At 62.9% G+C, this 20951-nt stretch carries 22 protein-coding genes and 1 pseudogene; 7 read left to right on the top strand and 16 right to left on the bottom strand.

The genetic code is table 11. The annotated features are described in order from the left end of the window. Positions 1 to 37: 37 nt before the first annotated feature. From LB565_RS09070 to LB565_RS09055, 4 genes are all read left to right on the top strand, one after another. A complete protein-coding gene (locus LB565_RS09070; RefSeq protein ID WP_224582996.1) occupies positions 38 to 1390 on the top strand; it encodes a substrate-binding protein in 1353 nt (450 codons plus the stop codon). A gap of 171 nt (positions 1391 to 1561) precedes the next feature. Continuing rightward, positions 1562 to 2437: a branched-chain amino acid ABC transporter permease gene (locus tag LB565_RS09065; RefSeq protein WP_224582994.1), complete on the top strand. Its 876-nt coding sequence runs from the start codon at positions 1562 to 1564 to the stop codon at positions 2435 to 2437. Positions 2438 to 2449: 12 nt separating this feature from the next. Beyond that, complete coding sequence (locus LB565_RS09060) at positions 2450 to 4285, top strand: ABC transporter permease subunit (protein WP_224582992.1); 1836 nt, start codon at positions 2450 to 2452, stop codon at positions 4283 to 4285. Continuing rightward, positions 4282 to 4980: an ABC transporter ATP-binding protein gene (locus LB565_RS09055; protein ID WP_224582990.1), complete on the top strand. Its 699-nt coding sequence runs from the start codon at positions 4282 to 4284 to the stop codon at positions 4978 to 4980. Before LB565_RS09060 ends, LB565_RS09055 begins: the two co-directional genes overlap by 4 nt. Positions 4981 to 5418: 438 nt before the next feature. Here LB565_RS09055 and LB565_RS30015 read toward each other — a convergent pair whose 3' ends face one another. The 15 genes and pseudogenes from LB565_RS30015 to trbB form a co-directional block, all read right to left on the bottom strand. Further along, positions 5419 to 5637, bottom strand: a complete 219-nt coding sequence (locus LB565_RS30015; protein WP_411970622.1) for a hypothetical protein — start codon at positions 5635 to 5637, stop codon at positions 5419 to 5421. Between the two features lie 152 nt (positions 5638 to 5789). Beyond that, positions 5790 to 6188 carry a calcium-binding protein gene (locus LB565_RS09045; RefSeq protein WP_224582986.1) on the bottom strand — a complete coding sequence of 133 codons (399 nt, stop codon included), beginning with the start codon at positions 6186 to 6188 and terminating at the stop codon, positions 5790 to 5792. Positions 6189 to 6195: 7 nt separating this feature from the next. Then, positions 6196 to 6696, bottom strand: a complete 501-nt coding sequence (locus LB565_RS09040; RefSeq protein ID WP_224582985.1) for a hypothetical protein — start codon at positions 6694 to 6696, stop codon at positions 6196 to 6198. Positions 6697 to 6835: 139 nt separating this feature from the next. After that, the gene (locus LB565_RS09035) at positions 6836 to 7060 is read right to left on the bottom strand and encodes a hypothetical protein (RefSeq protein ID WP_318012138.1); all 225 of its coding nucleotides are present in this window, start codon (positions 7058 to 7060) and stop codon (positions 6836 to 6838) included. 968 nt (positions 7061 to 8028) lie between these two features. Continuing rightward, positions 8029 to 8250 carry a DUF2274 domain-containing protein gene (locus tag LB565_RS09030; RefSeq protein WP_224582981.1) on the bottom strand — a complete coding sequence of 74 codons (222 nt, stop codon included), beginning with the start codon at positions 8248 to 8250 and terminating at the stop codon, positions 8029 to 8031. 1 nt (position 8251) lies between these two features. Beyond that, complete coding sequence (locus tag LB565_RS09025; RefSeq protein WP_224582979.1) at positions 8252 to 9379, bottom strand: TrbI/VirB10 family protein; 1128 nt, start codon at positions 9377 to 9379, stop codon at positions 8252 to 8254. Continuing rightward, a complete protein-coding gene (gene trbG, locus LB565_RS09020; RefSeq protein ID WP_224582977.1) occupies positions 9376 to 10437 on the bottom strand; it encodes a P-type conjugative transfer protein TrbG in 1062 nt (353 codons plus the stop codon). Before trbG ends, LB565_RS09025 begins: the two co-directional genes overlap by 4 nt. Continuing rightward, positions 10434 to 11123: a conjugal transfer protein TrbF gene (gene trbF / locus LB565_RS09015; protein WP_224582967.1), complete on the bottom strand. Its 690-nt coding sequence runs from the start codon at positions 11121 to 11123 to the stop codon at positions 10434 to 10436. Before trbF ends, trbG begins: the two co-directional genes overlap by 4 nt. A gap of 4 nt (positions 11124 to 11127) precedes the next feature. After that, on the bottom strand, positions 11128 to 12498 hold the full coding sequence (gene trbL, locus LB565_RS09010; RefSeq protein WP_224582965.1) for a P-type conjugative transfer protein TrbL: 1371 nt from the start codon (positions 12496 to 12498) through the stop codon (positions 11128 to 11130). Between the two features lie 2 nt (positions 12499 to 12500). Next, positions 12501 to 12827 carry a putative entry exclusion protein TrbK-alt gene (trbK-alt, locus tag LB565_RS09005; protein ID WP_224582963.1) on the bottom strand — a complete coding sequence of 109 codons (327 nt, stop codon included), beginning with the start codon at positions 12825 to 12827 and terminating at the stop codon, positions 12501 to 12503. A gap of 11 nt (positions 12828 to 12838) precedes the next feature. Then, a pseudogene (gene trbJ / locus LB565_RS09000) lies at positions 12839 to 13596 on the bottom strand (P-type conjugative transfer protein TrbJ). Next, complete coding sequence (gene trbE, locus LB565_RS08995) at positions 13593 to 16043, bottom strand: conjugal transfer protein TrbE (protein WP_224582961.1); 2451 nt, start codon at positions 16041 to 16043, stop codon at positions 13593 to 13595. The pseudogene trbJ and the gene trbE overlap by 4 nt, the downstream one beginning before the upstream one ends. A gap of 10 nt (positions 16044 to 16053) precedes the next feature. Next, positions 16054 to 16335, bottom strand: a complete 282-nt coding sequence (locus tag LB565_RS08990) for a VirB3 family type IV secretion system protein (RefSeq protein ID WP_224582959.1) — start codon at positions 16333 to 16335, stop codon at positions 16054 to 16056. Further along, entirely contained in the window at positions 16335 to 16667 is a 333-nt protein-coding gene (locus tag LB565_RS08985) for a TrbC/VirB2 family protein (RefSeq protein WP_224582956.1), read from the bottom strand. The genes LB565_RS08990 and LB565_RS08985 overlap by 1 nt, the downstream gene beginning before the upstream one ends. Further along, entirely contained in the window at positions 16664 to 17647 is a 984-nt protein-coding gene (gene trbB, locus LB565_RS08980) for a P-type conjugative transfer ATPase TrbB (RefSeq protein WP_224582944.1), read from the bottom strand. The genes LB565_RS08985 and trbB overlap by 4 nt, the downstream gene beginning before the upstream one ends. Positions 17648 to 18068: 421 nt before the next feature. Here trbB and LB565_RS08975 point away from each other — a divergent pair, with 421 nt between their 5' ends. From LB565_RS08975 to LB565_RS08965, 3 genes are read left to right on the top strand one after another with little or no spacing between them, the layout of a single operon-like run. Then, complete coding sequence (locus LB565_RS08975) at positions 18069 to 18728, top strand: amino acid ABC transporter permease (RefSeq protein ID WP_224582942.1); 660 nt, start codon at positions 18069 to 18071, stop codon at positions 18726 to 18728. Next, positions 18718 to 19377 carry an amino acid ABC transporter permease gene (locus LB565_RS08970; RefSeq protein ID WP_224582940.1) on the top strand — a complete coding sequence of 220 codons (660 nt, stop codon included), beginning with the start codon at positions 18718 to 18720 and terminating at the stop codon, positions 19375 to 19377. The genes LB565_RS08975 and LB565_RS08970 overlap by 11 nt, the downstream gene beginning before the upstream one ends. Next, complete coding sequence (locus LB565_RS08965; protein ID WP_224582938.1) at positions 19377 to 20153, top strand: amino acid ABC transporter ATP-binding protein; 777 nt, start codon at positions 19377 to 19379, stop codon at positions 20151 to 20153. The genes LB565_RS08970 and LB565_RS08965 overlap by 1 nt, the downstream gene beginning before the upstream one ends. Before the next feature lie 87 nt (positions 20154 to 20240). Here the strand turns inward: LB565_RS08965 and LB565_RS08960 are convergent, their stop codons facing one another. Beyond that, positions 20241 to 20939, bottom strand: a complete 699-nt coding sequence (locus tag LB565_RS08960) for a winged-helix domain-containing protein (protein WP_224582936.1) — start codon at positions 20937 to 20939, stop codon at positions 20241 to 20243. Positions 20940 to 20951: the final 12 nt, after the last annotated feature.

Raw genomic sequence — 20951 nt, 5'->3', positions numbered from 1 at the left:
GCCGTCAGGCGGCTCCAGGGCTAAGGAGGAACAACTGATGTCGTTCGACGATAAAAAATCAGCCGATATATCGCGCCGTACCGTACTGCATGCCGGCGCCGCTTTGCTTGGCGGCGCCGCTCTGCCCTATTCCAGTCTCGTGGCTTTTGCGGCCGACGACAAGCCGGCGATCGGCACCTGGCCGGCCGGATCGCAGGGCGACACCGTCTATATCGGAGCCGCGGTGCCGCTCACGGGCACCTATGCCGTGCAGGGTGCTGACGAGCTGAAAGGCTGGCAGCTCGCGGTCGAGCACATCAACAACGGCCACGACCTGATGAAGGCGCTGGCGCCGAAGGTCGACAAAGGGCTGCTAGGCAAGAAGGTGGAGCTGTTGTCCGCCGACAGCGCGGCCAAGCCGAACCAGGCCGTCGAGGTCGAGCAGAACTTCATCAACCAGAACAAGATCATCCTGATGACCGGCTCGACTTCGTCGGCCGTCGCGGTCGCGCTCAACAAGTTCGCACAGCGCGAAAAGATCCTCTACGTCGCGGGGATCTCCGGCTCGAACGACACCACTGGCAAGGACTGCGTCCGCTACGGCTTCCGCCAGGACTTCTATGGCCAGACCGCGGCCAATGCGATCGGCCCGATCCTGCTGAAGACCTACGGCAAGGGAAAGAAAGCGGCGTTCATGACGCCGGACTACACCTACGGCCACACGGTCACCAAGTCGGTGAACGATTATCTGACCTCGCAGGGCGGATGGCAGATGGTGACGAACCAGATTTCGCCGCTGGGTACCCAGGATTTCAGCCAGTATCTGACGAATATTGCCAATTCCGGCGCCGAATTCATCATCAATGTCAACTGGGGCCGCGATGCGGTGCTGTCGATCCAGCAGGCCAAGCAGTTCGGCCTGACCCCGACCATGAAGATGGTCGTGCCCTACCAGATCCCCTTCCTTGCCAAGGAAGTGGGTCCCGAACTGACGGCGGGCGTTTTCGCCGCCACCGATTTCTGGTGGACACTGGAGGACAAGTATCCGCTCGCCAAGCAGTTCGTGGATGCGTTCCAGAAAAAGTTCAACTACCGGCCGGAATGGGGTGCCGAAAACTCCTATGTCAGCTTCGCGCACTGGGCGCGCATGGTGTCCGAGGCCGGCAGCTTCTATCCGCCGGACGTCATCAAGCAGTACGAGAAGGGCGAGACCATCCCTTCGCTCGTCGGCGACGTTCACTATCGGCCAGAAGATCACCAGTGCGTGCGGCCCGTCGTGCTCGTCCAGGGCAAGGATCCCAAGGACATGAAGAGCGACGATGACTACTGGAATGTGGTCGAGGTGGTCGACGGTGCGCCGCTGATGCAGAAGCCCGACGCCTTCGGCTGCAACCTCGGCGACTACACCTGATACTCCCTCGCCTCTCCACCGCAATGACGGAGAGGCATTCGCATTCCGACCTGGCTTTGCTCCGCCTCTGGCGGACGGCCAACGGCATGTCGATTGTTCGCGACTTCTCCTGCAGGCCCTTGGCGGCGCGAAGTGCGGGAGCATATCCTTCATGATCAAGGTGGGCGCAGCGTGATCAACTGGGCAAATTTCATCTCGCAATGCTTCAACGGGTTCGTGCTCGGCGCGCTCCTGGCGCTGATCTCCTCCGGGCTGACGATCATCTACGGCACGCTCGGCGTCCTGAACCTGGCCCATGGCGCGATGTTCATGCTCGGCGGCTATGCCGGGTGGGTCGCCTACACGTATACAGGGTCGTTCCTGGCCGCGGTGGTGGCCGGATCGTCGTTCGTGATGATCGTCGGCGTGGTGATCGAGCGTCTGATCATCCGCCATTTCTACACCCGCCCGCATGAGGACCAGCTTCTCGTCACGTTCGGGCTCGGCATCGTCTTCGTCGAGATGGTTCGCTTCTTCTTCGGCAGCCTCTCGCATTCGGTGCCGCCGCCCGCGGCGCTGGTCGGCATCACCCATCTGGGCTTCATGGTCTATCCTACATATCGCCTGGCTCTACTCGGCATCGTCGGCGTTGCGCTGCTGGCGCTCTATTTCGTACTCTATCGCACCCGCATCGGAATGATCGTTCGGGCAGGCATCGAGGATTCGGTGATGGTCGATTCGCTCGGGATCGACGTCTACAGGGTCTTCATGCTCGTCTTCGGCATCGGCGCGATGGCGGCAGGCTTCGCCGGTATCGTCAACGCACCCGTGGTGTCGATCGCACCCGATGTCGGCGAAACCATACTTGTCCAGACCTTCGTCGTCGTGGTGATCGGCGGGGTCGGCTCCTTTCCCGGCGCGATCATCGGCGGTCTTATTGCCGGCGAGATCATCAGCATCACCTCGATGTTCAATCCGGGTTACTCCTATGTCATGCTGTTCGTGGCGATGACGCTGGTGCTGGTGCTTCGCCCGCATGGGCTGCTCGGCACGGCAGGACGCGAGTAGACGCGGTCGGCCATGCGCATCAAGCATCCCTTCTTGGTCGAGCTTCTGACGGCAGTGGCGCTCATATTGGCGCCTTTCGTGCTGCCCCATCTCGGCTTCTCGCCCAGCACGGTCAACCGCATCCTCATCTGGGGCCTGTTCGGGATCGGCTTCGATATCCTGTTTGGCTATACTGGGCTGCTGTCCTTCGGCCAGTCGGCCTTTTACGGCACCGGCGGCATGTTTGCCGCCTACCTCCTGACCGAAACCGACTTCTCCTACGTCATGGCCGCCATTGTCACCGGCGCGGCCGTGGCGGGTGCGGTCGGCTATGTGATCGGCCTGATCGCGCTGAGGCGCACCGGGATCTATTTTGCCATGATCACGGTAGCGATCGCCGAAGTGTTCTTCTTCGTCGAGTTCAATCCGCTGTCGGCGTTCACGGGCGGCGAGAACGGCTTGCCCGGGGTGCCTACCCCGGTCTTCAATCTGGGCTTCAAGGTGTTCGAGTTCAACACCGACTGGACGATGTATACCTTCCTGGCGTTCTGGTATTTCGTCGGCGTCGTCATCGCTCTGCGCATCGTGCGCTCGCCCGTCGGCGCGATCCTTTCGGCGATCCGCGACAATCCGCTCCGCGCGGCGGCGCTCGGCCATAACGTCCACGGCTACAAGCTCACGGCCTTCGTGGTGGCGGCGATCTATGCCGGCTTCGCCGGTGGCCTTCTGGGCGTCATGCAAGGCTTCATGCCGCCGGATGCCTTCATGTTCGACACCTCCGGCCAGGTAGTCATGCAGACGGCGATCGGCGGCGGCGGCACCCTGTTCGGACCTCTGGTGGGCGCGACGGTGTGGCTCTACCTCAGCGACTTTTTCCAGAACACATTGCATCTCGGCGCCACGTGGAAGTTGGTGCTGGGCATCGTCTTCGTGCTCTTGGTGTGCTTCCTGCGGCGCGGCATCGTCGGTGCGATCGTCGACCTCTACAAGGTGGTGGCCGGCCGCAAGAGGATCGAACCAGCCGAAGCCTCGATCGAGAGCGCGCGATTCGATGCGGCCGACATCGAACCCATGCCGCCGAGCCGGCGCGGTGGCACGCCCGTATCCGGGCCGATCCTGCAGGCTCGGGGCCTCACCAAGCGCTATGGCGGCATCGTGGCCAACAGCGACATCGACTTTGCGGTCGATCACGGTGAGACACGAGGCATCATCGGGCCGAATGGCGCGGGCAAGACCACCTTCTTCAAGATGCTCACCTGCGAGATCGCGCCGACCTCGGGCCAGATCATGTTCGAGGGCCGCGACATCACAGGCATGGGCGTGTCCGACGTATGCCAGCTCGGGCTGACCAAGAGCTACCAGATCAACCAGCTGTTCGACAGGCTGACAGTCGGGCGGAACCTGACGATCGCGGCCCTGGGCGAGACGCGCGGCAAGTTCAGGCTCGATCTGTTCAAGAGCCTTCACGGCGTTCCGGGTCTCAACGAGCAGGTCGAGCGGACGGCGGCACTGGTGAACCTCACGGCGCGGCTCGACACACCGGTTTCGGAACTGGCCTATGGCGAGAAGCGTCGGCTGGAAATCGGTCTGGCGCTCGCAACCTCGCCGAGCCTGCTATTGCTGGACGAGCCGCTTGCCGGCATGAGCCCGAGCGAGCGCGTCGAGACGGTGGCACTATTGAAGTCGATCGCGCGCGGTCGCACGATGATCATCATCGATCATGACATAGATTCGCTGTTCGAGTTGGTCGAGAGGGTCACTGTACTGCAAGAAGGCCGCGTCCTCGTTCATGGCGCGCCGCAGGAGATCAAGTTCAATCCAAAAGTTCAGGAAGCCTATCTCGGCGGCGTTCACGGAGAAATGGCATGAGCCTTCTGGAGGTCAAAGGACTGAACAGCTACTACGGCGACAGCCATATTCTGTTCGACGTGTCGCTACGCGTGGAGAAGAACGAGGTCGTCGCGCTTCTCGGACGCAACGGCGCTGGCAAGTCCACGACGCTCAGGAGCCTGATGGGTATCGTCATGCCTCGTACAGGCAGCGTCAAGCTCGGCGGTGAGGAACTGGCGGGCAAAAAGGCGCACAACATCGCCCGGCTCGGCATGCAGTTGGTGCACGAGGAGCGGCGCATTTTCGGCAGCCTGAATGTTGAGGAGAACCTAATCCTCGCCGGCCTGACAGCCGAGAACAGGTGGCCCCTCGAGAGAATTTACGGGATGTTTCCGCGTCTGAAAGAGCGGCGCACCAGCCGCGGGACTGACCTCTCCGGCGGCGAACAGCAGATGCTCGCAATCGCCCGCGCGCTCGTACGTGATCCGAAGATCTTATTGCTTGACGAGCCGTTCGAAGGGCTTGCGCCCGTGATCGTCCAGGATCTCGTCAAAGCCTGTCGCGAACTTGCCGAGGCCGGGCGCACCATGGTCTTGGTGGAACAGAACCTTGCCGCAACGCTGACGATTGCAAAGCGCATCTATATCATCAACAACGGGCACATCGCCCACGAATGGTCAGTTGCCGAAGTCAAGGCCAAGCCGGAACTCCTGCAACGCTATCTCGGGGTGTAGTGGGGGTGTAGTGGGAAAGCAGAATGTCTTTGACGGCAGCTATGGCGGATTTATCTTCAGTCTTGGTCATGGTGGCTTCGCGGGAATCAGGTGACGTGAACAATCACCAGCCTGCCATGACCGCCCTCTCTCAGCGAATTTGCAGAACTCTCAGCACACTACCGACGTTTAGCTGCGGACGTAGGTCGAAACTGAGATTTCCGTTGAACAGCGAATGGGAACATCGCGCCACAAACCGACTAACGCCGAGGCGCTTCTGAGATGCGCTTCGCCCGCTGGCTCCGGCCGGCGGGCTGTTCTTTTGACGACCACCGCGCCAGAACGGGCTGAAGCGACCGACACTGTGAATGCTTCCCGGCTACACGATCAGCTTCTGCCAAGAATGCATCTCGCTGGTGGAATCGTTCTTCTGAAATGGAGATGGCGGCAGCCGATGCACTACCGGCGCGCCCGCCGCCAGCCAGCCGCTCGCGCCTCGGCCTCGCTGCAGAACCAGCGCTCGCCCTTGAGCAGCTTGATCCGCGTCTCGCTGTAATACTCCTGCCCCGGCACATGGTAGATGCGCTGGCCGCCGTAATAACTGATGTTGCCCTTGATGTTGCAGCTGGTGAACTCCGGTGCGATCTGAACCGCCAGACCGATCCCCAGCAGCGTCAATAGCCCGACGAACCCACCGAGGAGTTCAAGCCACCGTTGGGCGCGAGATTGCGGGCGCCTGTGCTGACGGTAGTATCGCCGACGGTTGTACTCGTTGTCCGCTACATCGACGTAGCGTTGTCCAGAACTGCGTCTGAGAGGTCGCGATCCCATTACCTTCTCGGGCTGTCGCACGCGATGCCGTTGTGGTTGCGATCGAGGCCGTTCGTATCTGGGCCGGTGAGCGGCGTGTTTGGCGGCACCACAGGGTTATCTCCTCTGCCACCTGCGCAATCCAGGTCGATCTCGCTGTTCGGAAGGGCGCCGGGCGCAGCTCCCGCCAGCGGAACGCCTCGATATCGTTGGACGACGGCGACCATCCGCTGGCCGTTGCCCCCGATCTTGGTGTTGTTGCTTTGCGGATTATACGGATCGACCGTCTGAAGAAGCTGGTTCTGCTGGTTGGCGTCGCCGGACGCCAACGTCATGGTGTCGTAGTTGTGGAGATAATCGGCCGCGCAGCCGCTAACGGTCAACACGATGCCAAGGCATAGCCCGACCCTCCGATACATGGTCACCTCAAACCGGTGAAGGATTGACGCCCGCCGCCTTGAGTTGCGCCCCAAGCTTGGCACGAGTCGCACAAGCGCCTTTGTCGCCGGCAACGCATTTCTTGTTGGCGTCCGACCAGTCGAGCAGAGCGGTGTTGATCCAACTGCCAGGTGCTCGCGCGATGCCATACGGCGGCGGCGATTTACCGGCGGCTTCCGCAGCCGCCGCAGCTGCTCCCTGACCTGGCGGTGCCCGCTTCCATCCGCTCAGGATGAGGCAGTTCTTCATGTATTGATCTTCAAGGGCCAGATTGCCGAGCGCATTTCCGATGCCGGCTCCTGCAACAAACCCTGGAGACCCTACGGCAATATAGCCCTGGTCAACCGATCCCTTTTGCATTTCGCACTGAGCATGGGCGACGTCGAAACTCGGCCCGTAACCTATCTGAACATAATCGGCTTGATTGCTTGTCTGGCAGCCGCACAGAGCGGCACTGGCACAGAGTGCCATCAACGCTTGAACTCTCATACCCCAGCCCTCCCACGGCTTAAGGTCAAGCATCTATTAAAGTGAATATTTGCGCAAGAGGAGCGGTTATTTCGGGTAAATGCGTTCGATGCGGAAGACGAGAAGCATTAATCAGATATATCCAGTTATTACTTTCCGGCTATGTTGGCTTGTCGACCAGCGGCGTCTTGCGCTTCGGCGGCACATAAGCCGTCACGAGTTTGACCGTTCCGATATCGACGGTGACCGGCACACCGAGGTTGACCGTCACTTTGCCCTCATCGACCCGCGTCACGTCGCCTATCAGATCGATCGGCTGGCCACGTTTCACCTTCGATGTCCGGTCAATGATGGAATGCGGCTGACCATAGGATGGGATCGACACGCTCACCCTATCCTCTGTGACCCGCCTGCGAACGGTCGCAGTAATGGCGACTTCATCGCCAATGTTGAAAGAGCCCTTCGCCATAGGGACGAGTCTGGAGCGGGAACCGGATTATTCAAGCATCTGCTAATGGAACATCAGACCAGGTGAGAAATTGATGAAACAGACGGCTCGCTCGGGCTGCCTCCTCTGCCGGCGCTCTAACGCCGGAGCCGGGCAAGGGCTGGACGCCTTCCCGTAGAGCGGCCCGACAGTTCCGCGTTGGGGTTTGCGTTGGGTTGAACCGCCGGGCCTAACCGACTCGGTAGGGATGAGTCGGCCAAAGAGGAGGCTAAGTTAGCATCCATGCACTGATATAGATTTCTACGCCTTTCCACTGGTTTCCCTAAAACTCGCCGGGCGAGGCCCCCAACTACAGCCTCAAGCCCGACGAGCTGCCGGGGATCAAACCGGCAATCTCTGCTGTGCAAGGCCAATGCAGCGTTCCCGTCCTACAACGATACAGCCATCCAAAGCCGTGACTTTCCGGACTGGCAATAGTTAAGCGGCCGCGGCCAGTGCGGCCATCAGGGCGCTTGCCGCCATCCCGAGCATATCCCGCTGCCAGTAGCGCCAGACTGCGATGGCGAGCGTCCGGCGCCGATCCCGGCGATGTAGGCGTGCTGGTGTGGTGGTAGACGATAGGGACCGGATTTTCGCGGCGCCTTTAGCTTCACCCATGCGTCAACCTCTTTTCGCTATTGGCACAGAAACGGCACAGATATGTTCGAATGTTTTCGCTCTGTTCATGCTGCTTTGGGTGGATTCCGCAATGAAATCAGAGAATGCACTGCATTGACATTGCAGGGCTGAATCCTTGCTGGCCGTCGAGATCCTCAAGCACTTCTCTCGTCAGGTCAATCACCCTAGATGGCCTCCCGAGGCGCACCCTCGATCTCATTCGACAGGTCGGCCATAGCAAGCTCGGTTTAAGCCTGCTCCTTCTTTGCTTTCGCAAAGCCGCGGTCCGTTGCGATGAACCGTTCAAGCATCGGCGCGATCAGGCGCGATGGATCGGCAGATGGCCGCCCGGCCTCGCGCCCAAGGATCTCTGCATATTTCACCAAATCGCGATGCAGGGGCGCCGGCAGTTCCACCGTAATCTTTACTGGCTTGTGGTCGGCAATCATTGCGAGTTTCAACTTGGCCATGTCAACCTCCGTATGGTTCAAGGGCAAGATCGCGGGTGACGAGGACGCGAACGGGAAACCCCGGCCGGATCGTGAGCGTCGGGGCGATAGCGAGTTGCCGCTGAACGACCTGTTGGCCTACCTGGCTGACGCTATCGGAAGCGCCGCTTCGCAGAGCACGCACGATATCGCTGTCTTGATCGGAAGAACCGGCCTGCGCGCCAACGCTCAGAATGGTCGACAACGCCGCGGCCTTGAACAACTCGCCCCAGTGAAAGTCGACGGCATCCTCCAGGCCGGCATAGCCCTGAGCGTCCGCGCCAGGCTGCCGCTCCAGCACGATGGAGCGTCCGTCGGGAAAGATCAGCCTGTTCCAGACAAGCAGCACGCGGCGCTGCCCGGAACCAATTCCGCTGTCGTACTGCCCGATGATACGAGTGCCTTGCGGGACAAGCACCGAACGGCCGGTGGGGCTGTCATAGACATTTTCGGTCACCTGAGCGCTGATCTGCCCGGGAAGGTCCGACGGGATGCCCGTGATGAGCGCGGCCGGGATTACGGCACCGGCTTGAAGCACATAGGGTGACGCGGGAGGCGTGATGTGATCCGCGGCCTCGGTCCGCCGGTCAGCGGCGGCGGACAGGAAGGAAAGCTGGCGATCCTGCGCATTTGGCGCAGCGTTCTGATTGGTAAGGTCGTCAGCAGCAGGGGCAGACGCTCCGGCGGTCCTGGGATTTGTCTGGAAGAAGACGCGCGAGGTTCTGGCCGCTTCCTCTTCGGCCCGCCGGCGCTGCTCGGCTTCGTCAATCGCCGGGCTTGCGATTGAGGGCGGCTCGACGACCTGCCGCTTGTTCTGAGCATCGAGGATCGGCCTTCCGAGATCGCCAGGCAGCGGCGGCCCAAGGATCGGGCCGGCATAGTCGCGCGGCAGCCTTGCCAGTCCGTCGGCGGGCGGCCGATTGGAGGTGGGGTAGAGCTCCTCGCCCTGCCTGAATGTGTTGGCGTCCTGCAGAGCGTAAATCAGCGCGCCGCCGACACCGAGCGCGACGACGAAGCCGATGCCTGCGAGCATCTTGCGCGACAGGCGCGTCACACGCGGCGGGTCGGCGCGAATCCGCAAGGATTCGACGGCCATATTCGTCTCGTTCATGGCTGCAGCGCTCTCCTGTGCGTTGCGATCGGCAGCTTCGACGCGGCGCTGACACTTGGGCCCCGCCACAACCCATCGGTTCTTCTATCGACGCGCTCGATCCTGACCGTCTGCTGCCGTTTGCGGGCGCCAAGACGCAGTTCGGCCGCGCCAAAAAGGCGATCGACGATGAGGACATTCTGATAGACGCGGCTGTTGGTGATTTCGGCTTCGCCGTCCGGGCCGATGACGAAAATCGGCGGCATCTCGCCTTGCACGATGCCGCGCGGAAACTCGATATATACCTTGCGCCCATCGTCGTAGGCGTTCACCGGCTTCCAGGGCGGGCTGTCGCCGGTGATGCCGTAGCGATAGTTTCGCACCGTAACGTCCGGTATGACCGGCGTTGTGGCGATCGTCTGCAGGACGCTCGCGTTCGGAGCCGGATAGGACCACGCAACGGCAGGCATGTAGGGCTTCGCGCCTGAGCGTAGCTCAAGCATATAGCTGCGCCGGTCCGTGGCAATGATAAGGTTCGTTGTGATGTCTGCCCGCGCGGGTTTCACCAGCACGTGGACGCGTCGGGCAGTGCCGGACCCGCTTTCGGTGTCGCCGATGATCCAGCGCGCGGTATCACCAGCCGCGATCGGACCGTCTCCGGTCAGGCTCTCGCCCGGCTCAAGCGCGATGTCCGTTATCTGGCCAGGTGAGGCGTAGACCTGATAGAGCGCTCCTTCGCTCCATGGGTAGATCTGAATCGCGTTGTAGTAGCCGTCACGGCGCGGTTCCACGCGCGCCGCGGCGTTTGCGTTCTCGACACGGGCGGCCGGCGTTTGCCCGATGGCGCCGCCCCGTGTGGGCGCCCAGCCGGGTGGCACGCGAAGAGGTTTCGGCCTTTGGTTGCTCGAGGCGGCCGGAGCCGGCGGCAAGGGCGGAACATAGGTATCGTAGCTGATCTTCGGCGGCTTCTTCGCAGGCGTGGCGCAACCCGCAAGCAGCGCCGTCCCCGAGGCCAGCATGGCCGACAGCAGATATCTCGAGAAGGTCGCGCCGGCAACAAGAGGCGATGTCGGGCTCATTGGCTCATCTCCCGCGACCAGTTGATGGCGTTGACGTAAATGCCTAACGGATTGGCGCGAAGCCGTTCGGCGTCGCTTGGTATCTGCGTCACGATCGTCAGGATCGCGGTCCAGCGCTCGGTGTCTGAAAGCTGACCGTTTTCGTAGTGGTGCTCGATCCAGGCGACACGAAAGGATCCCGGCGAGGCTCTGATGACCGAAGAAATGTCCACCGCGACCTGCTGCTTGCCGACCTTGGCGAAAGGATCCGCTGCGCGGGCATAGTCGTTGAGCGCCGCCGCACCCTGGTCGGTGGTCCAATCATAGGCGCGCAGCCAGTCCTGGCGCAGGATGATCGGGTCGGCGGGGATGGAGCGTACCTGCTCGATAAAGCGGGCGAGATGCCACGCGATCTGCGGATCGGTCGGCTTATTGTCGGCGGTTGCGGGCTCGATCGCTTGAGCCTGGCCGAGCTTGTCGACCTGCACGACCCAGGGCACGACCGTGCCGCGGCCCGACTGCCAGACCAGTGAAGTGGCGAGCCCCGCCGACAGGATGAGCGACCCGAACGCCATGGCGCGCCAATTACGTGCCTGCACGCGTGCGGAGCCGATGCGTTCATCCCAGATCTGCTGCGCCTTCTGATACGGGGTTTCCGGTCGAGGGCTCTTGCCGTAGTGGACGGCGGGGCGCCTAAAGATGTTCATTTCGTCATTCGCCTTCAGAAAGAGAAATCGAAGCTCCGCCGCCTTGGCTGTCGCCGGCGCGCACCGCGTGGGCGGCGGTCTGGGCGCCGTGGGCGAGGCGCTGGGAGCGATGCAGGCGTCTGGCCCATTCGGGCTGTCCTTGAGCGCTGGATGGCTTGCCCGCGCTGGACGCTTCCACCGCCGTTGGCGCAGCGGCGCCGCCAATCGTTCCCATGGTCGACGAACCGCCGGTGATTTCAGCGGCCGAACGGGCGCCAGACGCGAAGTTCGAGTTGAGCGATCGAGCGGTATTTGCGGCGGCGCGCTTGAGTGGGGAGGCTGCCGCCGAAGCGCCGGCGCGCACAACGCCGCCCAGGCCGGAGGCGATGCCTGCCAGGCCAGGCTGGCCGGCGGCGGCAAGCATATAGGCGGCCGAACCGCCGCCAGCGAGTGATGTCGCGCGACGCGCGGTTGACGCCGCTCCCGTGAATCCGGCTGTCGCGCCTCGCGCCGCAAGGCTTGCGGCTCCGTGGCCTGCAACTGCGATGCCGCCCGCGGCAAGGCCAGTCCCCACGGCCGCACCGGCGCCGAGCTGCGGTCCACCCGCTATGAGGCCGTTGGCGATGCCGGGACCGAAGATGCCGAGGCCAAGCAGCGACAGCGCCGCCAGCACGATCGCCATAGCCTGGTCGATGGTGGGATTCTCGCCAGCGAAACCTTGGGTGAATTCGCCGAAGAGCGTGGAGCCGATGCCGATGACCACGGCAAGCACCAGAACCTTGATGCCGGACGAGATGACATTGCCGAGCACGCGTTCGGCCATGAAGGCCGTCTTGCCGAAGAGGCCGAAGGGGATCAGCACGAAGCCGGCCAGCGCCGCCAGCTTGAACTCGATCAGCGTCACAAACAGCTGCACCGCCAGGATGAAGAAGGCGAGCAAGACGAGCGCCCAGGCAAAGAGCAGGCAGGCGATCTGGATGAAATTTTCAAAGAAGGAGATGTAGCCCATCAAACCGGAGATCGCCTCAAGCAACGGCCGTCCGGCGTCGAGGCCGGTTTGCGCGACCTTGCCCGGGTGCAGCAGGTCCTGTGCCGAAAAGCCGGTTCCACTCGCCTTGAGACCAAGGCCGGAGAAACTCTCGAAGACGATCCGAGCGAGACCGTTCCAGTTCGAAATCAGGTAGGCAAAGACACCGACGAAGAGCGTCTTCTTGACGAGCCGCGCGAGGATGTCGTCATCGGCGCCCCAGCTCCAGAAGAGCGCGGCAAGCGTCACGTCGATAACAATCAGCGTGCTGGCGACGAAGGCGACCTCGCCGCCAAGCAGGCCGAAGCCGCTGTCGATGTATCGGGTGAAGGTGGCCAGGAATTGGTCGATGACGCCGGTATTGCCCATGTCTATCGCGCCTCGTGCTGGCCAGCATTCGGCGACCGCGAAGCGGCGGGCTCGCTTATCGAACGCCCCGACGGCTTTTCGAGACCGAGGAAGCGATCACGCTGTTCGGCCCACAGCCGCGCGCATCCATCGTCACGCAGGGCAGCCTCGCCGAGGGCCTGGCAGCGACGCAGGCCATCGCGAAGCGGATTCGGCACAGAGGCCGCCGGTGTGTGCGGTCCCTCCCCCACAGGCTTGTCTTCCTTGCGGCTCATCTCGAGCGCCGTCGCCGTCATCGCGAGGCCGACGAATCCGACGGCTACGACGCGAGCGAGGATTTTGCCGTCCATGGCGATCGACCTCAGCGGTTGAACATCTGGACCGCGCCTGCCTGGTAGCCCGGGCCAGGCGCCAGGAAGCGGCGGCGTTGCTCGCGGCCCTGGTCGACCGCCGCGGCACGTTCGGCCTCGGTCAGAGCCTGGGCGCGACCATTGGCGGCCACCAGGGCGGTCAGATCCGCAAGCTGCTGGCCCTGAAGCGCAAGCAACTGGTTGCCAGCTTGCGTCGCCTGCAGCGCACCGGCCGCCGATTGGCTGGCGCCGACCAATGCCGACATCTGCGCGCGGCCCGTGTCGATGTTTCCGACGACGCCGGCCTGGACGCGCATTGCGTCCTGGAGACCGCCCACCGTGTTTTGCCAGCGCGAGCGCGCGTCCGTGACGAGTTGCTCGTCGGAAGCGGTGAGTGGGACGCTGCTGTATTGCTGCTGAAACGCCTTGTCGACCTGCTGGACGTCGAAGGCGATGTTCTGTGCTTGCCCGAGAAGCTGTTGCGTGCGCTGCACCGACTGTTGCAATTGCCGCAGCGAGGACAAAGGCAGGCTCGCCAGGTTGCGCGCCTGGTTGATCAGCATCTGGGCCTGGTTCTGAAGCGAGGTGATCTGGTTCGTGATCTGCTGCAGCGAGCGCGCAGCCGTCAGGACATTCTGGGAATAGTTCGATGGATCAAATACGATGAAGCATGCGCTGGCGCAGTCATCATCGGCGAGATCGCGATCGGCGCTGCGAGCGTCGCCGCGACCAGGAGGAGGACGCGCCGGCGGCTTTGACGAACAGTCATGGTTGGGGATCCTTTTCGGGTTCGGGAACGGTGAGGTTGGGAATGAGGTCGGCGGCCCAGCCGACGTCGCGGGCACGCAGCCAGGCCGACAGGAAGCCGTCGCGGCCGTGCTCGGCGATGATGCTGCCGATCAGGGCCTGATCGCTCTTCGAGGACGCGGCGCAAAGCGCAAGCCCGACCTCGGACAGGCCGAGCTCGAAAAGACGGTTGCCGCGACGGGACTGGCAGTAATAATCGCGCTTGGGTGTGGCTCGCGCCAGGATTTCGATCTGGCGGTCGTTCAGGCCGAAGCGGCGATAGATGGCGGTAATTTGCGGCTCGATCGCGCGTTCATTGGGCAGCAGCAGCCGGGTTGGACAGCTTTCGATGATCGCCGGTGCGATAGCCGAATTGTCGATGTCGGATAGCGACTGGGTGGCGAAGACGACGCTGGCATTCTTTTTGCGGAGCGTCTTCAGCCATTCGCGCAACTGCCCGGCGAACGCGTCGTCGTCGAGGGCAAGCCAGCCTTCGTCGATGATGAGCAGGGTCGGACGACCGTCGAGCCGGTCGCCGATCCGATGAAACAGATAGGACAGGACGGCCGGCGCGGCCGGCGTGCCCACCAGACCTTCGATTTCGAACGCCTGCACCGATGCCTGTCCGAGGTGTTCGGCCTCTGCGTCGAGCAGCCGACCGTTCGGGCCACCAACACAGTAAGGACGAAGCGCCTGTTTCAGGTCGTTGGCCTGCAGAAGCACGGTGAGCCCGGTGATGGTGCGTTCCTCGACCGGGGCCGAGGCGAGCGAGGTCAGCGCCGCCCAGATGTGCTCCTTTGCCTCCGGCGTGATCTGGATGCCCTCGCGCGTCAGGATCGCGACGATCCAGTCGGCCGCCCAGGCGCGCTCGTACGTGTCGTGAACGCGGGCGAGCGGCTGCAGCGAAACGGAAGCGTCCATGCCTTCGGTGAGATGACCCCCAAGATCGTGCCAGTCGCCGCCCATGGCGAGCGTCGCCGCGCGGATCGAGCCGCCGAAGTCGAAAGCGAAGATCTGAGCGTTGCGGTAGCGGCAGAATTGCAGCGCCATCAAGGCCAGCAGCACCGACTTGCCGGCGCCGGTCGGGCCGACGACCAGCGTGTGACCGACATCGCCGACATGAAGAACCAACCGGAACGGGGTCGAGCCTTCGGTCTTGCCGTAAAGCAAGGGAGGACTGACCAGATGCTCGTCCCGTTCCGGCCCCGCCCACACGGCAGAAAGGGGGATCATGTGGGCGAGATTGAGCGTCGAGATAGGCGGCTGGCGGACATTGGCATAGGCGTGTCCGGGCAACGAGCCGAGCCAGGCATCGACGGCGTTGACGGTCTCGACAATCGCCGTGAAGTCGCGGCCCTGGATGACTTTCTCGACGAGCCGCAGTTTCTCGTCGGCCACACGCGAATCGGAATCCCATATGGCGACGGTCGCGGTGACATAGGCCATGCCTGCCGTGTCGGCCCCGAGCTCCTGCAACGCTGTGTCGGCGTCGGCCGCCTTGTTGGCGGCATCGGTGTCGAGGAGGGCTGATGCTTCGTTGGTCATCACCTCCTTCAGGATCGAGGCGATGCTCTTGCGCTTGGCGAACCATTGCCGCCGTATCCTGGTCAAAAGGCGGACAGCGTCGACCTTGTCGAGCAGGATCGCGCGGGTCGACCAGCGATACGGGAAGGCCAGCCTATTGAGGTCATCAAGCAGGCCAGGTGTCGTGGCGGTCGGGAAGCCGACGATGGTGAGCACGCGAAGATGCTTGTCGCCAAGCCGCGGCTCGAGCCCGCCGGCGAGCGGCTCGTCGGCCAGCAGCGCATCGAGATAGATCGGGGTCTCGGGGACGCGCACCGAATGATGCTTGGTGGAGATGGTCGAATGCAGGTAGGTCAGGGTTTGGCCGTCATCGAGCCAGTGGCATTCAGGCATGAACCCGTCGAGCAGGGAGAGCACACGCTCAGTCCTGTCGACAAAGGCGCGGACGATCTCGCCCGGACCCGCGCGCGACCGGTCGCGACCCTCATAAAGCCAGCCTTCGGCGCGCGTGGCGTCTTCGGGCGGCGGCAGGAACAGGAATGTGAGAAAGTAGTTCGATACGAAATGAACCCCCTCCTCGTCGAAGTCGGCTTTGCGCTCGGCATCGAGCAGGCCGGAGGCCGCATTAGGAAACTGGCTTTTGGGGTACGACGCCGCTTCGTGCCGCTGCGCTTCGACGAAAATGCTCCAGCCCGAGCCGAGGCGACGAAACGCATTGTTGATGCGCGATGCCACCGCGACAAGTTCCGCCGCTACGGCCGAGTCGAGATCGGGTCCGCGAAACCGCGCGGTGCGCTGAAAGCTGCCGTCCTTGTTGAGCACGACCCCGGGGGCGACGAGTGCCACCCAAGGCAGAAAGTCGGCAAGGCGAGCAGCAGTCCGGCGGTATTCGGCAAGGCTCATCATGCCAGCGCCCTCAAACCGACAGATGTCCGGGCAGCCGCAGGTGCCGGCGGCCGACTTCGAAAAAAAGCGGATCGCGCCTGGCAGCCCACACCGCCGTAAGATGACCGATTGCCCATATGACAAGACCGGCCAGCCAGAGCCGCAGCCCAAGCCCGACAGCGCCCGCCAGCGTGCCATTCAGGATCGCGATTGCACGCGGCGCGCCCCCGAGCAGGATCTGCTCGGTCAGCGCCCGATGCACGGGCACCGTCCACCCCGGCACTGCGTCGAGCTGTTCGAAGGCGGTTGTCATCAGATCAATGCTCCGCCGCCGAACGAGAAGAACGAAAGGAAAAAGCTCGACGCCGCGAAGGCGATCGAAAGGCCGAAAACGATCTGGATCAGCCGCCTGAAGCCACCCGAACTGTCGCCGAAGGCCAGCGTCAGGCCGGTGACGATGATGATGATGACGGCGATGATCTTGGACACCGGTCCCTCGACCGACTGAAGGATCTTCTCGAGCGGCTGTTCCCACGGCATCGAGGAGCCCGACGCGAACGCGACCGGCGCGAGCATGAGATTGAACGTAAAGGCGGCGCTGGGCACGGCCAGGCTGGCTTGGCAGCGCGAAAGCAGGCGGATCATGAAATTGCTCCTGTGTTGTTCGGTATGGCTTCAACAATGCGATAGTCGCCACCGGGGCCCAGACCCTCGACCCTGACCAGTTCGATCAGCCGCCGCGCGGCGCCGCGTCCGGCGAGCACGGCGACAAGGCCGATCGTGTCGGCGATCAGCACACGCGGCACAGTGACGACGGCCTCCTGGATCAGCTGTTCAAGTCGGCGCAGAGCGCCAATGCCTGAGCCGGCATGAAGGGTGCCGATGCCGCCGGGATGCCCGGTGCCCCATGCCTTCAAGAGGTCCAGAGCTTCGGCGCCGCGCACCTCGCCGATCGGAATGCGATCGGGCCGCAGGCGCAGCGAGGAACGAACCAGGTCGGAAAGCGTGGCGACGCCATCCTTGGTGCGCATCGCGACGAGGTTGGGGGCAGCGCATTGCAGTTCGCGGGTGTCCTCGATGATGACGACCCGGTCCGTCCCTTTCGCCACTTCGGCGAGCAGCGCGTTGGTCAGGGTCGTCTTGCCGGTCGACGTTCCGCCGGCAACGAGGATGTTTGCGCGGCCGGCAACTGCGGCGCGCAACACAGCGGCGTGGCGAGAAGTCATGATGCCTGCCGCGACATAGTCATCGAGTGTGAAGACGGCGACCGCGGGCTTGCGGATCGAGAAGGCCGGCGCGGCGACCACGGGTGGCAGCAGGCCTTCGAAACGCTCGCCGGTTTGCGGCAATTCGGCCGATACGCGCGGGGAACGGGAATGGACCTCGGCGCCGACATGGTGGGCGACCAGGCGCACGATCCGCTCGCCCGCGGCAGGCGCGAGCATTTCGCCCGTATCGTCCAAACCTCCTGAAAGCCGATCGACCCAGATCCGGCCATCCGGGTTCAGCATGACCTCGACGATTGCGGGGTCGTCCAGGAATCGGGCGATGGCCGGCCCGAGCGCGGTGCGAAGCATACGCGAGCTGCGCGCGCGTCCTTCGGTATCGTTGTGCAAGATGGCCATCCTGTCGTCCCCGTTTGCCCGGGAACTCGTCGAGCAGTTCCCGGTCGGGATAAGCAAGAGAGGCCTGGAGCGCCCCGATTCAACAGCTTTCGACCGCCGTCGTAGCGCAGCGAACAAAGACCGGCGAACGGCGGCGCCGAGTTTAGGAACCTCCATGGCGGGAGATCGCGGCGCTCCAACTCCGGCAGAATGTAGACTTTCGCAATATTATGTACATGTTTATTGACACATGAGTCCCACCGGGTTTATGAAATTGCCTGGCAGTGGCGGCGATCGCCCTTTCCACGGCGCGGAGGATTGTCATGCGGTTCGGTCGCGAGGGCTCGGTTTCGCGGTGCCAAACAGGCGTTTCCAAATATGCTCGAAGCGCCCCGCCAGCCGCCACGCCGCGCCCCTTGCCGGCAAGGGGCGGCGACGCTTGATGAGCATGCTCGACATCTGGCTTGGGATCCTGCAAGGGCTGCGCATAACGGCAGCGGTCACCGCCTATGGCTTGGTCTTCGCAGTGCCCTTCGCGCTTGTTTTCGGCGTCGCACAGTTTCTGACCACCGGCTTGACGCGCTTTCTGGTCACGGCAGTAATCGAATTCTGGCGCAGTTCGGCGGTCGTCGTCCTGCTCTTCGTCTTCTACTACGTTCTGCCGGTCATGGGGGTCACTCTGTCGGCGATGACCGTCAGTGCATTGGTGCTCGGCCTCAATAGCGGCGGTTATGCCAGCCAAGCGGTGCGGGCCGGGCTCCAATCTCTTCCTGCCGGCCAGCGCGAGGCTGGTATGGCGCTCGGCCTCTCGCGCCCGGCGATCCTGCTTCTGATCGAGCTGCCCCAGGCGTTGGTCGCCATGAGTCCCACATTCGTCAACAACCTTATTCAGCTGGTCAAAGCGACTTCCCTTGTCTCCTTGGTCACGCTGACGGACATGACCTTCCGCGCCAAGGAAATCTCGCAGACCGAATACGACCCGGTCGCGATCTATTCGGCGTTGCTGCTGGCCTTCTTCGTCGTCTGTTATCCGATCGCGCTCGCCGGCCGCTGGCTCGAGGCGCGGGTCAATCCCGAAAGAGGAGCGCCTCATGGGATTTGACTTCGGCTTCGCGCTCTCGACCATCCCGATCATAATCGGTGCGATCGGGGCTACCCTGCTTGCAACGGTCTTGAGTTGCCTCGGCGCATCGGCGCTTGGCTTCACTTTCGAAATGATCCGCCGCGGGGGCGGTGCGCCTGGTCTCGCCGTGCGCTTCCTGATCGACTTCATCCGCTCGACGCCGGTCCTGGCCTGGCTCTATTTCCTCTATTTCGTCATGCCCGTCTACGGGATCCGGCTTGGCGCCATGACGGTGGGTATAGTGGGGCTAAGCCTGTATTACAGCGGCTATCTGGCGGAGGTGTTCAAGGCGGGCATCGACGCTATTCCGAAGGGCCAGCAGGAAGCAGCCAGAGCCCTGTCGCTCACCCGCCGCGACACGGTCATCTTCGTCATTGCACCCCAAATGCTGCGCAACATCGCCGCGCCCCTGGGCAACTATGTGGTTTCGATCCTTAAGGCGACGCCTTATCTCGCGATCCTGGCCGTACCGGAAATGCTCGGGCGCGCCTTCGACATCGCTTCCGAGACCTATCGCTACGCGGAGCCGCTGACCGTTGCCGGCGTTCTCTTTCTCGCCCTGGCGCTGATCGTTTCTTATGGGGTGAAGCGCATGGAGAAGCTCCTGCTTGCGAGCGGCCGCCGCTAATGCTCGACCGGCGCGCGCCTGCGACCTCGACGCTTCAATCCGTCCCGCTCGTGCGGATCGACGCTCTCAACAAGTGGTTCGGCGCCCTGCACGTTTTGAAAAACATCGATCTGACCTTACGGCCGGGTGCGCGTGTCGTCGTCTGCGGACCCTCCGGGTCCGGCAAGTCGACATTGATTCGCTGCATCAACGGCCTCGAGCGTTTCCAAAAGGGGACGATAGAGGTTGAAGGGAGCAGTCTGGGAAGAAGCGATCGCGATGCCGCGATGGCACGCCGGCTGACGGGCATGGTGTTTCAAAGCTTCAACCTCTTCCCTCACCTAACCGTGCTTGCAAACTGCACGCTGGCGCTGCGCCGGGTGCTGTTGAAATCGGCGCACGAGGCCGAAGAGATCGCCATGCGGCATCTGACGGCGGTGCACATTCCCGAAAAGGCGCGGGCCTATCCGGCTGAGCTGTCGGGCGGCCAACAACAGCGGGCGGCGATCGCGCGCGCTCTCTGTCTTGATCCCCGCATCATGCTTTTCGATGAACCTACCTCGGCGCTCGACCCGGAAATGATCAAGGAAGTGCTCGACGTGATGATCGCGCTCGCGAAAACCGGCGTGACCATGGTCTGCGTGACGCATGAAATGGGCTTTGCACGCGAAGTCGCCGATGAGATCGTTTTCATGGATCAGGGCCGCATCGTCGAGCACACGTCTTCCACTGATTTCTTCGATAGAGCCGCACATCCGCGCGCCAGGCTGTTCCTCGACACCATCCTGAGCCATTGAGAGCTGATATGTGTGAATGTCGGGCACGCAACCGCGGCGCCATCGGCAACATGACAATTGGATCGGGTTCCGGAATCGCCGCGCAGACTACCAGTCCGGCGCGAATGCGTAACCAGCAGAGCGGACGGTCCGGATCACATCGCTTCCCACAGATGCCCGAAGCCTTTTGCGCAACCTGGCAATATGAACGTCGACACCCCGTATATCGGTTGCGGCGGCGTGTTCAGGCCATGCGGTCGCGACCAGTTCCTCCCGGCTGAGGACCTTGCCAGGTTGCGCCAGAAGGCTGCGCAAAAGCTTGAATTCGATCGGCGGCATAGTGATTTCTTTTTGCCTGAAGAATGTCCGGTAGGTCTGTCGGTCCAACCGGAAATCGCCTTGCACCAGATCGCCTGTCTTGGTTTCGCGCGCGAGCTGCGCGACACCTGCCTTGCCGTGCAGCCACGTCAGAAGCTGCTCGGGCGCAAAGGGCCGCGAAAATATCTCGTCCACGCCCGCCTTGATGAGATCCAGGTGCAGTTTGCCGGAACGAGGCGCGACCAAACCTGCCAGAGGCGTTGCTCTTGTCGCTTCGGACGACTTCAGCGACAGGCATTGCTTGGCGATTGCGCGGTCGCCCGGATGACAGTCCAGGATAACGGCAAGCGGCGTTTCGGCCTTGATGGCGCGCGCAATCTCCTTATCCGCCGTGATCAGGCGGGTTTCGAAGCCGGCAACTGAAAGGATGTGCCCGAAAACCAGAAAGAAGTCCGGGTCCTTCGAAGAGATCAGGACCAGCGGCGTCATGAGTCCATCAAC

Source organism: Mesorhizobium sp. CA14 (assembly GCF_020165195.1).
In the GTDB taxonomy this organism is placed as follows: Bacteria; Pseudomonadota; Alphaproteobacteria; order Rhizobiales; family Rhizobiaceae; genus Mesorhizobium.
Note: the sequence above shows the minus strand (reverse complement) of the source record. Positions and strands in the feature narration are given on the sequence as shown.

Coding starts and splice junctions, on each gene's coding strand:
- trbE (WP_224582961.1), bottom strand. CDS start 16,043: ATGATGAGCCTTGCCGAATACCGCCGGACTGCTGCTCGCCTTGCCGAC.
- LB565_RS09045 (WP_224582986.1), bottom strand. CDS start 6,188: ATGTATCGGAGGGTCGGGCTATGCCTTGGCATCGTGTTGACCGTTAGC.
- LB565_RS08965 (WP_224582938.1), top strand. CDS start 19,377: ATGCTCGACCGGCGCGCGCCTGCGACCTCGACGCTTCAATCCGTCCCG.
- LB565_RS08960 (WP_224582936.1), bottom strand. CDS start 20,939: ATGACGCCGCTGGTCCTGATCTCTTCGAAGGACCCGGACTTCTTTCTG.
- LB565_RS09060 (WP_224582992.1), top strand. CDS start 2,450: ATGCGCATCAAGCATCCCTTCTTGGTCGAGCTTCTGACGGCAGTGGCG.
- trbK-alt (WP_224582963.1), bottom strand. CDS start 12,827: ATGGACGGCAAAATCCTCGCTCGCGTCGTAGCCGTCGGATTCGTCGGC.
- trbF (WP_224582967.1), bottom strand. CDS start 11,123: ATGAACATCTTTAGGCGCCCCGCCGTCCACTACGGCAAGAGCCCTCGA.
- LB565_RS08985 (WP_224582956.1), bottom strand. CDS start 16,667: ATGATCCGCCTGCTTTCGCGCTGCCAAGCCAGCCTGGCCGTGCCCAGC.
- trbL (WP_224582965.1), bottom strand. CDS start 12,498: ATGGGCAATACCGGCGTCATCGACCAATTCCTGGCCACCTTCACCCGA.
- trbG (WP_224582977.1), bottom strand. CDS start 10,437: ATGAGCCCGACATCGCCTCTTGTTGCCGGCGCGACCTTCTCGAGATAT.
- LB565_RS09070 (WP_224582996.1), top strand. CDS start 38: ATGTCGTTCGACGATAAAAAATCAGCCGATATATCGCGCCGTACCGTA.
- LB565_RS09055 (WP_224582990.1), top strand. CDS start 4,282: ATGAGCCTTCTGGAGGTCAAAGGACTGAACAGCTACTACGGCGACAGC.
- LB565_RS08975 (WP_224582942.1), top strand. CDS start 18,069: ATGAGCATGCTCGACATCTGGCTTGGGATCCTGCAAGGGCTGCGCATA.
- LB565_RS09040 (WP_224582985.1), bottom strand. CDS start 6,696: ATGAGAGTTCAAGCGTTGATGGCACTCTGTGCCAGTGCCGCTCTGTGC.
- LB565_RS09030 (WP_224582981.1), bottom strand. CDS start 8,250: ATGGCCAAGTTGAAACTCGCAATGATTGCCGACCACAAGCCAGTAAAG.
- trbB (WP_224582944.1), bottom strand. CDS start 17,647: ATGGCCATCTTGCACAACGATACCGAAGGACGCGCGCGCAGCTCGCGT.
- LB565_RS08990 (WP_224582959.1), bottom strand. CDS start 16,335: ATGACAACCGCCTTCGAACAGCTCGACGCAGTGCCGGGGTGGACGGTG.
- LB565_RS08970 (WP_224582940.1), top strand. CDS start 18,718: ATGGGATTTGACTTCGGCTTCGCGCTCTCGACCATCCCGATCATAATC.
- LB565_RS09025 (WP_224582979.1), bottom strand. CDS start 9,379: ATGAACGAGACGAATATGGCCGTCGAATCCTTGCGGATTCGCGCCGAC.